The sequence below is a fragment of the Paucibacter sp. XJ19-41 genome (assembly GCF_028462495.1).
GTDB lineage: Bacteria > Pseudomonadota > Gammaproteobacteria > Burkholderiales > Burkholderiaceae_C > Roseateles_E.
Genome location: NZ_JAQOWX010000161.1, coordinates 1 through 10080, shown reverse-complemented (window position 1 = coordinate 10080; position 10080 = coordinate 1). Strand labels below are relative to the sequence as shown.

At 67.5% G+C, this 10080-nt stretch carries 12 protein-coding genes; 3 read left to right on the top strand and 9 right to left on the bottom strand.

Features of this window, described 5'->3' with window-relative positions; all coding sequences use genetic code 11:
* Positions 1-301 precede the first annotated feature (301 nt).
* The 3 genes from PO768_RS26135 to PO768_RS26125 all read right to left on the bottom strand — a co-directional run bounded on the left by PO768_RS26135 (position 302) and on the right by PO768_RS26125 (position 2672).
* Positions 302-1147: a PA4780 family RIO1-like protein kinase gene (locus PO768_RS26135; protein WP_262971578.1), complete on the bottom strand. Its 846-nt coding sequence runs from the start codon at positions 1145-1147 to the stop codon at positions 302-304.
* A gap of 112 nt (positions 1148-1259) precedes the next feature.
* The gene (locus tag PO768_RS26130) at positions 1260-2246 is read right to left on the bottom strand and encodes a Gfo/Idh/MocA family protein (protein ID WP_272648387.1); all 987 of its coding nucleotides are present in this window, start codon (positions 2244-2246) and stop codon (positions 1260-1262) included.
* A gap of 24 nt (positions 2247-2270) precedes the next feature.
* Positions 2271-2672, bottom strand: a complete 402-nt coding sequence (locus PO768_RS26125; RefSeq protein WP_137944733.1) for a PPC domain-containing DNA-binding protein — start codon at positions 2670-2672, stop codon at positions 2271-2273.
* Positions 2673-2759: 87 nt separating this feature from the next.
* Between PO768_RS26125 and PO768_RS26120 the strand changes: the two genes are divergently transcribed.
* The 3 genes from PO768_RS26120 (at position 2760) to PO768_RS26110 (ending at position 5654) form a co-directional block, all read left to right on the top strand.
* Positions 2760-4019: a sensor histidine kinase gene (locus PO768_RS26120; protein WP_262971580.1), complete on the top strand. Its 1260-nt coding sequence runs from the start codon at positions 2760-2762 to the stop codon at positions 4017-4019.
* A gap of 52 nt (positions 4020-4071) precedes the next feature.
* Complete coding sequence (locus PO768_RS26115; protein WP_272648386.1) at positions 4072-4584, top strand: endonuclease V; 513 nt, start codon at positions 4072-4074, stop codon at positions 4582-4584.
* A 110-nt stretch (positions 4585-4694) separates the two neighbouring features.
* Positions 4695-5654, top strand: a complete 960-nt coding sequence (locus PO768_RS26110) for a PEP-CTERM sorting domain-containing protein (RefSeq protein ID WP_272648385.1) — start codon at positions 4695-4697, stop codon at positions 5652-5654.
* Between the two features lie 69 nt (positions 5655-5723).
* On the opposite strand, the gene PO768_RS26105 is transcribed toward PO768_RS26110, so the two are convergent.
* The 6 genes from PO768_RS26105 to PO768_RS26080 all read right to left on the bottom strand — a co-directional run.
* Positions 5724-6179 (bottom strand): hypothetical protein, encoded by a 456-nt coding sequence (locus PO768_RS26105; protein WP_272648384.1) that lies wholly within the window; start codon positions 6177-6179, stop codon positions 5724-5726.
* A 234-nt stretch (positions 6180-6413) separates the two neighbouring features.
* Complete coding sequence (locus PO768_RS26100) at positions 6414-6884, bottom strand: DUF3592 domain-containing protein (RefSeq protein ID WP_272648383.1); 471 nt, start codon at positions 6882-6884, stop codon at positions 6414-6416.
* Between the two features lie 99 nt (positions 6885-6983).
* On the bottom strand, positions 6984-7121 hold the full coding sequence (locus PO768_RS26095; RefSeq protein WP_272648382.1) for a hypothetical protein: 138 nt from the start codon (positions 7119-7121) through the stop codon (positions 6984-6986).
* Entirely contained in the window at positions 7121-7348 is a 228-nt protein-coding gene (locus PO768_RS26090; protein ID WP_272648381.1) for a hypothetical protein, read from the bottom strand. The genes PO768_RS26095 and PO768_RS26090 overlap by 1 nt, the downstream gene beginning before the upstream one ends.
* Before the next feature lie 643 nt (positions 7349-7991).
* Positions 7992-8927, bottom strand: a complete 936-nt coding sequence (locus PO768_RS26085) for a VTT domain-containing protein (protein WP_272648380.1) — start codon at positions 8925-8927, stop codon at positions 7992-7994.
* A gap of 93 nt (positions 8928-9020) precedes the next feature.
* A partial coding sequence (locus PO768_RS26080) for an efflux transporter outer membrane subunit (protein ID WP_272648379.1) occupies positions 9021-10080 on the bottom strand: 1060 nt, incomplete at its 5' end.

Genomic DNA, 10080 nt, shown 5'->3' with positions numbered 1-10080 from the left:
GGCCCAGGCCGACGCCAGCCCGCCGAGGGCCAGGCACGCACAGACCAGCGCACGGCCGCCCCGGCCGGTCGGCGGGTGGCGGCCTTGCGTCCCTGCTGCTGGGTCTGTCTGTTGTGGAAATCGCTGAGTCACCGAAAGCGTCCCTCGCTGCGCTTGGCGGCATTCTGGGAGCGCCCGCTCGGCGCTGGCGATTGGGAATAACGCCCTGGCGCCTCCCTCACGCCCGCCATCTCCCATGAAACGGGGCCAGCGCCCGAATCTTAAAAAACGTAACACGATGCCTGCGTGCGACACACCCTGCTCAACCCATCTGCATCCTCAGCCGCCGCGCCGCCTCTTCGTCGCGCGCGTCGTCGATCTCGCGCAGCACCGCGCCAAGGTCCACCGCCGCCAGCTTGCGCTCGAAGCGGCCGCTGAGCGGGGTCTCGGGCGTCAGCGCGCCGCGCTGGAACAAGGCCCAGATCTCGGGGCCGTAGTCGGTGCTCAAGAGCGCCGGCGCGAAGCGGCCGAAGAAGTCGCGCAGATTGCCGACATCGCGCAGCAGCATGCGCATCGCATGGTTGTTGCCGGCCGCATCGACCGCCTGCGGCAGGTCGATGATGACCGGGCCGTCGGCCGCCAAGAGGATGTTGAACTCGGACAGATCGCCGTGCACGACGCCGGCGCAGAGCATGCGCACGACCTCGCTGATCAGGCTGGTGTGATGGGTCTGTGCCTCCTCGGCCGTGAACAGCACATCGTTCAGGCGCGGCGCGGCGTCACCGTCGGCATCGGTGACCAACTCCATCAGCAGCACGCCCTCATGGAAGTTGTAGGGCCGGGGCACGCGCACGCCGGCACCGGCCAGGCGGTAGAGCGCGTCGACCTCGGCGCTCTGCCAGGCTGCCTCGGTGGCCTGGCGGCCGTAGCGGGTGCCCTTGGCCATCGCTCGGGCCTGGCGGCTGTTCTTGACCTTGCGGTTCTCGGTGTAATCGACGGCCTGGCGGAAGCTGCGCTCGGTGGCCTCCTTGTAGACCTTGGCGCAGCGGATCTCGTCGCCGCAGCGCACGACATAGACGGTCGCTTCCTTGCCGCTCATCAGCTGGCGCTGCACCGCATCGATCAGCCCCTCATCGATCAGGGCCTGCAGTCTCTTGGGTGCTTTCATCGGCCCATTGTCGCCGCAAGGCCCTCACTCGAAGGGATAGCGCACGCCCAGCTGGCGCCGGATCTCGTCCATCCAGGCGAGAGNTCATCGGCCCATTGTCGCCGCAAGGCCCTCACTCGAAGGGATAGCGCACGCCCAGCTGGCGCCGGATCTCGTCCATCCAGGCGAGAGTCGCCAGGCTTTCGGCATGCGACATCCGCGGGCTCTCTATCAGTCCGGCGCGTATGCAGCGCATCGCTTCCTCGATCTCGCCCTCGAAGCCGTTGATGCGAAACGGCGCGGCCACGGTCTGCGGCGCCTCGCCGTGCAGCTGCAGCCGCGCCTCGGTGGCCTGCCAGAAGTTGTGCGGCAAGGTGATGCTGCCGCGCGCGCCGAGGATGTGCAGCGCATTATCAGAACTGCCGTCGATGCCGCAGATGAACTGCGAGACCAGGCCGCCGGGGAAGCTCAGCGTCGCGTTGACGCGCTGATCGACGCCGGTCGGCGCCAGCACGCCCTCGGCACGCAGCGCCAGCGGCTCCGGGCAGGCGCCCAGCGCCTGCTGCAGCACCCAGCGCGTCACCGTCAGGTTGTAGATGCCGATGTCCAGCAGCGCACCGCCGGCCAGGGCCGGGTCGAACAGCCGGCTGCTGCTCTGGTAGGGGGCGGGAAAGCAGAAACTGGACTGGATGCCGCGCAGCTCACCTATGGCTTGCTGATCGCGCAACCAGCCCTGCAAGACCTCGGTGTAGACCGGCAGGAAGCGGGTCCACACCGCCTCCATCAGGAACAGGCCGCGCTCGCGCGCCAGCGCCACCAGCGGCTCGGCCTGGGCAAGACCTGGCACCAGCGGCTTCTCGCACAGCACCGGTTTGCCGGCCTCCAGGCAGGCGCGCACGATATCGCCATGCTCGGAGTGCGGTGTGGCCACATAGACGCCGTCCACCGCCGGGTCGGCCAGCAGCGCGGCCAGATCGGTGGTCGAGCGGGCGGCGGAAAACTCGTCGGCGCAGGCCTGGGCGCGGGCCGCGTCTCGGCCCAGCACGCGGTGCAAGCGGGTGCCCCCCAGCTGCGGCACGGCGGAGGCAAAACGACGGGCCATCTTGCCAGGGCCGACCAGGGCCCCTGCGACTTCGGTCAGGTGTCAATCAGAGAGAGGACGGATTTGCAACTCAGCATAGCCGGTGGCGGCGTCGGGCTCGCGGCGCAGCTGCCAGTCCGGCAGCAGGGCCAGCAGCACTTCGGCCGTCGTATGGACGATGCAGCCGGGCGCTACATGGCCGCCCAGCACACGGCCCTGGCGGTCCGACACACTGATGTGCAGATGCGAGCCATTGGCCGCGAGGCTGCCGGCCAGGGTCAGGATCTCGACGTCATCCGTCAAATCGATGATCTGCTCGGCACCGGCCAGGCGCAGCCGCGCCGGCTTCAGGCTGCCGATGCCGCTCAGCACAAAGGCGGCACTGCCGCCCTGGGCGGCCAGCGCCGCCTCCAGCGCGGCACGCAGGTCGTCACCGGGCAGCAAACGCACAGGCAGGGTGTTCATCTGTGCAGCGTAACCCATGCAACTGCGCTTGCCTCGCCGCCGCGTCGGGCGCATAAAGCAGCTTGACGTCGATCAAGGGAGCTCCCGATGAGCCAGAGCCTATTGCAATGGACCGCCAGCCAGGGATTCCTGCCCCATGGTGTGTGTTTCCAGTGGAGCCCGGACCTGCTCGGGCTGATGGTGGGCGCGGATGCGCTGACGGCGCTGGCCTATTTCTCTATCCCGCTGGCGCTGATGGTCTTCGTCAAGCGGCGCAGCGATCTGAAGTTCAACTGGATCTTCGTGCTGTTCTCGGCCTTCATCTTTCTGTGCGGCAGCACCCATGTGGTGGACATCCTGACGATCTGGACACCGGCCTACTGGCTGCAGGGCTATGTCAAGGCGGCCACGGCGGCGGTCTCGCTGGTCACCGCGATCGGCCTGTGGTGGCTGATGCCGCAGGCGCTGCGCCTGCCCAGCACCGAGACGCTGGAGAAGATGGTCGATCGGCTGGCGCGCGAGGTGGCCGAGCGGCGCGCCGCCGAGGCCAGGCTGGAGCAGCTCAGCCACGAGCTGGAGGCGCGCGTGCTGGAGCGCACCCATCAACTGGAGCTGGAGACCGCCGAGCGCCTGCGCCTGCAGGACGCCGACCGCGCCCGCGAGGCCGCCGAGCAGGCCAATCGCGCCAAAAGCGAGTTCCTCTCGCGCATGAGCCATGAGCTGCGCACACCGCTGAATGCGGTGCTGGGTTTTGCCCAGCTGATGGGCAACCAGGCCGAGGCCCTGTCGGCCAAGCAGCAGGAGTGGCTGCAGCATATCGAGACCGCCGGCTGGCATCTGCTGCGCCTGGTCGATGATGTGCTGGACATCGCCCGTATCGAGAGCGGTGTGATGCGCATCGAGCGCGAGCCGGTGAATCTGCAGACCGTGCTGCAGGACTGCCGCGACATGGTCTCGCAGTCGGCCGAGGCGCGCCAGGTCAGCCTGGACCTGGCGACCGAGAACGGCCACCATGTCGTCGTCTCGGATGGCAAGCGCCTGCGCCAGGTCTTGTCGAATCTGCTCAGCAATGCGATCAAGTACAACCGCCCCGGCGGCCATGTGCGGGCCAGGCTGTCGCTGCGCCAGGATCAGCTGCATATCGAGGTCGAGGACACCGGCGTCGGGCTGACGGCCGCGCAGCAGGCCCAGCTGTTCCAGCCCTTCAACCGGCTGGGCCGTGAGCGCGATAGCCATGTGCAGGGCACCGGCCTGGGTCTGGTGATCGTCAAACAGATGATTGATGCGTTGCGCGGTCATATCCAGGTGCGCAGCCGGCCCGATGTCGGCACCACCTTTGTCGTCGAGTGGCCGGTGGCACGGGCCTGAGTGCTCGGGCGCGCGACAATGCCGCCGGCCCGAGGACAAACGCAGCTGAGCAATGAAACTGGCGATAGATGTTCACCACCACAGTGCAGGCGGCGCCACCGCTGCCGCCGTGGCCTTCGAGGCCTGGGATGCGTTCGAGCCGCTGCGCAGCTTCAGCACCCGCATCGCCCATGTCGAGCCCGCGCCGCGTGGCGGGCAGCTGAACCTGCGCGATCTGCCCTGCATGCTGCAGCTGCTGCGCGAGCATGCGCTGGCGCCCGAGCTGATCGTGATCAATGGCGCCGTCCATCTCGACGCGCAGGAAACCCCGGGCCTGGGCCAGCATCTCTTCCATGCGCTGGGCGGCCAGATCGCCATCGTCGGCGTCTGCAAGACCGCCCTGCCGGGCCTGCCGGCGCAGTTCGAGCTGATCAGGGAGGAAGAGACCCGCCCGCTGATCATCAGCTGCGCCGGCATCGACCTTGGCGCCGCCAAGGCGCGGGTGCGCGGCATGCACGGCAAGCGCCGCGTGCCGACCTTGATGAAGCTGGTGGCGAGGCTGGCGAAGGGGACTGCGGCGGCTTGAGCGCTTTCGGGACCTGGAGACTTGTCCCTCGGCCCCGCCTCGAACTTGGGATTGCTGCGAACGGCCCGGGCCGGCACGCTTCGCCACTTCATGCTCGCGGGGAGATCGATATGCGGCTCTTGACCTTGTTGACGCTGGGGCTGTGCCTGGCGAGTGCTACGGCGGCGCAGACGGTCTCCCAGCGCGTGGCCGGAAACGCCGGCGCGAAGGTTCAGGTCAATGTGCAGGCCGGGTCTCAGGAGTTCACGCGCAACAGCCTGGGAGATCTGCAGCTCAGCCGTAGCGCGGGTGATGCGGTGGCCATCCATGGCCAGGCCGCCACCGGCATGGCCGAGGCAAGGTCACGGGTCGAGGCTGGCGCCGTGCGTGTCGAGGCCCATGCATCCGGCAGCGTGATTGCCCCTGCGCCCAGCTACGTGGACGCAAACGCCTATGGCACGGCCACGGCGGAGGCCAGTTTCCAGGATGTGCTGAGCTTCAGCGCGCCCGGCTACGCGCCCGGCGCTCTCTTCTGGGCCACGGTGAAGATCAAGCTCGACGGGACGGTGAGTGGCGGCGGCACCATGGTCGACGCCGCCGCGCCCAGTTTCTACAACGGCGTGGCCAGCTGGCGCTCCCAAGTTCAGCTGGTGCGGCCTGGCGGGTACTCCCTCAACCTCGACTACCGCGGCAGTTGTGGCGGCGTGATGCACGACCAGTGCACCGAGGATCCCAAGGGATGGTTCAGCTTCGAGGTCTTGCTGGTCAATCAGGCCAACCATGTGCTGACGCTGGCCACCAGGGTTGATGCCAGCGGTGGCGCACTGGTGCGCGGTGCCGGCGGCACCGTGCTCGGCTACGGCGCCGCCAACTTCATGCACACGGTGGGCTGGGGCGGCGTGCAGGCCTTGTTCGACAGCGACGGCGCCCTGGTGTCCGACTTCAGCTTTGAAGGGCTGGGCAGCGGATTCGACTTCCGCCAGTCCGCCGTGGCCGTGCCCGAGCCGTCAAGCGCCCTGCTGCTGCTGCTCGGTGTGGCGGCCATCTGGGCGAAGCGCCGAGCTTTTCAGCGCCAGCAGCTCGGCGCCTGAACCCTATCAGTCGCCGAGCTCTTTCTGGTGCCGCACGGCGAGGATCGTGACGGCATCCCGGCCCGTGCCTCAGAGCGCGATCTCGACGCTGTCGATCTTCCAGCCGCCGCCTTCCTTGACCATCTTGATCTTCTGCCGCTGCCGCGCCGCCGGGGCCTTGGCGCAGCGGTCGGTCACCGCATACTCCAGATAGGCCGCCGCCTCGCGCGCCTCCAGCCGCTGCGCCGCCAAGCTCAAGACCTGGCACTTGGCCAGCTCCCTGGAGAACTGCAGGTAGATCGCGATGACCTCGTCCCGGGACTTGTTCATCTGCTTCATCTGCTGCGGAAACTTCGCCTCCACCTCGGCCCGCTTGCGCTTCGAGTAATAGGACGCATCGTCCGCAAAACTGATGCCCCGCACCACCCGGGCGTTGTACTCCGCATAGACCTCAGCCGGCGACTTCTCGGCGGCACCTGCGCTCAGAGGCGCAAGCACCAGGGCCAGCGACAGCCCTAGCGATCCAGGCTTCTTTCTCTTCATCATCTCGGTTCTCCCCTCCCTCGCCCATGACGTGGGCGCCGCGACGGTACCAAAAGCTGAGGCGGGTGGGTAGTGCCGTCGGGGGGAGTCGGGGTCAGGCGTCGAACTCAGGAAGCTTCATTGGGGGTCAGGTCTTGACTAGAAATTTAAGACTTAACCCCCGAGCCTCGACCCAGCCCTGGGGCGTGAAGAGCAGCGGCCCTTGCAGCAGCCAGCGGATCGGTGAGCTCGCGTAGTTCACTTCAGTACGGTGTCTGGAGAGGATTCTCGTTGCCGCTTGCGCGCGACCCACCCTAGCCAGCCCAGAGCCACCGGGATGCCCAGCTGAATCGCCAGGCCGCGCCAACCGTCGGCGCTGGCATCGACCCGAGGAGCTGACAACATCGCCCGTGCGGGAGAACCGGAAATGTATCGGACATCAATGGCTTGCCCTACCGGTAGTCTTTCGGGACTTGTCCCGCAGACGGTAGACGCGAACTCGTAGCGCTTCCTGGCCACTTCATAGGCGACCGTCACGCGCGATCTGCACCCGCGCCCACCACCCGACAGCTGCTCATGCCCGACGACGAGCCCAGGCACGACCGCACCGTACTGCTTGACCCGTCGCTCATGAACCAATTGTTCGTATGTGCTGGGCATGCTGTAGAGCAGCGGCACTATCGACAAAGGGATGAAGCCCCAAAACATCCAGGGACTGACCTTTTTCACGGCACTGTCCGACACCCTCTATGCCCCGCTGTCTAAACACAGAGGCGGATGCGGCGTCGACACCCTCGGAGCCCTTTGCCTGGCAGTTGCTTGCATCGGCTAGAACCAGACAAGCAGCACGACAGCGACCACAAGAAGAAGCATCGCCGTCAAGCCACCAATAAGCACCAAGGCAACATTGCGCGCCAGCGCCAGTCCACCTTCTCGTCGAGCTTGTTGTTCTTGCAAATTGTCCATCAGTGCAATGCTCTGCCGTCTTTCGCCGCACGATGCTCCCAGGCCAGCCCTGCGGCCACAGCGAGAGCCATGACAAGCACTGCAGGCCACAAAGGCAATATCGTCGGCAGTGCGAGCCAGTAGACACCGCCGACCAAGCAGAGGGCGATCACCACGGTCGCGAACAGGCGACCGTAATCAAACGCTCCGACCCATGCGGCGACAGCAATGGCGATGTATCTCAGCATGCGCTCCAACCCTGATCTGTCACCAGTCTAGCCGCATGATTTGCGCCGCCGGCCCCCACCAAAGAGGGACGCATCGAGTGCGATCAGTGCGCCGTCGAGCCGCACACGGCGAGCGGCTGCATCGCCAGTCAAGCAGTAAGGGGTGCTGGTGCTTCCTTGTATGCGGGAGTCCAAGCGCAGCGGGCGATAGCAGGGGCGCAACCCTTGAAGCGTGGCCAGCATCGCTCGCTGGGGTCCGCATGGGGTCAGGTCTTGACTAGAAATGAGGAGTGACTTCGGAGCTGCGGAGCCGACCCCGAAGCCCCGGTGGCTTTTGCAGACCGGCCCTAGTTCTTAACAACAACCAAACACACAATGCCAACAGCAAGGTAGGCATACCATATTTTTCTCAGCAGCGAGCCAGACTCGCCCCCGCTGACAGAGCCGAATCCAGACTTTATAGCGCCTCGCGAACGTCGCTCTCTGTCTATTCGCCATTCGATGTAAGTCAATGGAATCGCGCCAATGACCACACACACCAAGATCAAAGAAGCTATCGCCTTGATCACAGAAGCTCCCGGTAACAAGTAACAGTGTAGGGGTCGACCCTCAGCTTGAGAGGGCTCGCAAGGCTAGAGGACGGCAAGGGCATGGGGTCGGGATCTCAAGCCCCCACCACCGCCCTCCCCGCCCCCACCCACCCATCCAGCCCTCCCACCAGCGCCCTTGCCCGCGTGACGCCTGCCTCGGCCAGCACCGTCACCGCCAGCGCCGCCGTGACCTCGTTGGGGCAGTTGCAGTAGAGGATGAGTTCGCGGTCGCGGGGCAGGCTGGCGGCGTGGCTTTTGATCTGGTCGATCTCCAGCAGCAGGGCGCCGGGGATGTGGCGCGGGTCCACCGCGCGGCCGCCGGCGGCGCGCACGTCGATGAATACCGGCGCCTCGCCCTGGTCCTGCAGCGCGGCGGCCTCGGCAATGCTGATGCGACGGCCGCCACGGGTGCGGCGCGCGAAGCGGCGGCGCTGCCACCAGCGCCGCAGAATCAGGCCGGCGACGATCAGGGCCAGGGCGGCCAGCGCGACGTAGCCGGCGCCGGCCAGCATGTCCAGCACCTGCTGGATCTGGTCGGACAGCATCAGGCCCAACAGCACAAAGGCGCCGCTCCACAACAGGCCGGCGACGAAGTCATAGGCAATGAAGCGCCGCCAGCTCATGCCCAGGGCACCGGCCATCGGCGCGGCGACCACCGAGACGCCGGGCAGGAACTTGGCGGCCAGCAAGGCACGGCCGCCCCAGCGCAGGATCAGGCCCTCGCTCTGGCGCACGCAGGCATCGGGCGACAGCGAGATGCGGCACAGCAGCTTCATCACCCGATGGCCCTGGCGCTGGCCGGCCACGAACCAGACCGCATCGCCGGCAATATTGGCCAGCACCGCCACGACAAGCACCGCCCAGCCCGACAGCGTGCCCTCGGCTGCCAAGCCGCCCGCCACCACCAGCAGCGGCGCGGCCGGCAGGGGTGCGCCGGCGCGTGCCGCCAGGGTCACGAGAAAGACCAGCAGCACGCCGTGGGCAACAAGCAGTTCTATCAGTGAGCGCATGCAGCGGGCGAGTCCAAAAATGAAACGGATGAAAAAGGGCCGGGTGACTCATTCTCACCCAGCCCTTTTCTCAAGACATGCGACGCGGCGATCTCAGCCCCAGCCGCCGCCCAGCGCCTTGATCAAACCCACCGTGGACTGGTACTGCGCCGCTCTCACCTGCAGGGCCTGGCGGCGATTCGCCAGCTCGCTGCGGCGGGCATCCAGCAGCTCCAGCTGGCTGACCAGGCCGTTGCGGTAGCGCGAGTCGGAGAGTTGCAGCGCGCGGGTGGCCGAGGCGACGGCCTGGGCCTGCACCTCGGCCTGAGCCTGCAGCAGGGTCAGGGCCGAGAGCTGGTCTTCGACATCGCGGAAGGCCTGCAGCACCTGCTCCCGATAGCCGGCCGCCGCCAGGTCCAGCTGGGCCGCCGCGCTCTGCACACCGGCCTCGCGGCGGCCGCCGTCCAGGATGGGCAGGTTCAGCAGTGCGTTCAGGCCCCACAGGCCGGCCGAGCTTTTGAACAGATCGGACAGCTCGGGCGAGGCGCCACCGGCCGAGGCCGTCAGCGCCAGGCTGGGGAACCAGGCCGTCTGCGCGACACCCAGGCGGGCCTGCGCGGCACGCATCGCGCTCTGCGCGGCCGCCACATCGGGGCGGCGCTCCAGCACCGTGCTGGGCAGGCCGGCCGGCACATTAGGCAGGGTCTCGACCCAGACGCCCTCGGCCACGCTCAGGCTGCTGGGCAGCTCACCGGCCAGCACGGCCAGCGCATGCTCCAGCTCGGCCCGGCGACGGTCCAGCGCCAGCGCCTGCGACTGCGTGGCCGCGACCTCGGTGCGCACCCGCACCACATCGAGTTCGGCAATATCGCCAGCAGCATGGCGGCGCTCGGTCAGCCGCAAGGTGTCCTGGTAGGCGGCCACCGTCTCGCGCATCAGCGCGCGCTCGGCGTCCAGCGCGCGCAGCGCGAAGTAGGCCTGCGCCACATCGGCCTGCACCAGCAGGCGAGCGCTTTGCAGCAGCTGCTCGCTGGCCTGGGCGTCGAGCGCGGCCGCGCTGCTGGCCTTGCTGAGCCGGCCCATCACGTCGATCTCATAGGAGAGATTGACGCCGGCCGTGTAGACCGTGCCGGCGCTGCCGGCCGCGCGCGCCGCATCACCGCCCTGGCGGCTG

Coding starts and splice junctions, on each gene's coding strand:
- PO768_RS26095 (WP_272648382.1), bottom strand. CDS start 7,121: ATGGACAATTTGCAAGAACAACAAGCTCGACGAGAAGGTGGACTGGCG.
- PO768_RS26135 (WP_262971578.1), bottom strand. CDS start 1,147: ATGAAAGCACCCAAGAGACTGCAGGCCCTGATCGATGAGGGGCTGATC.
- PO768_RS26110 (WP_272648385.1), top strand. CDS start 4,695: ATGCGGCTCTTGACCTTGTTGACGCTGGGGCTGTGCCTGGCGAGTGCT.
- PO768_RS26105 (WP_272648384.1), bottom strand. CDS start 6,179: ATGATGAAGAGAAAGAAGCCTGGATCGCTAGGGCTGTCGCTGGCCCTG.
- PO768_RS26115 (WP_272648386.1), top strand. CDS start 4,072: ATGAAACTGGCGATAGATGTTCACCACCACAGTGCAGGCGGCGCCACC.
- PO768_RS26120 (WP_262971580.1), top strand. CDS start 2,760: ATGAGCCAGAGCCTATTGCAATGGACCGCCAGCCAGGGATTCCTGCCC.
- PO768_RS26125 (WP_137944733.1), bottom strand. CDS start 2,672: ATGAACACCCTGCCTGTGCGTTTGCTGCCCGGTGACGACCTGCGTGCC.
- PO768_RS26085 (WP_272648380.1), bottom strand. CDS start 8,927: ATGCGCTCACTGATAGAACTGCTTGTTGCCCACGGCGTGCTGCTGGTC.
- PO768_RS26090 (WP_272648381.1), bottom strand. CDS start 7,348: ATGCTGAGATACATCGCCATTGCTGTCGCCGCATGGGTCGGAGCGTTT.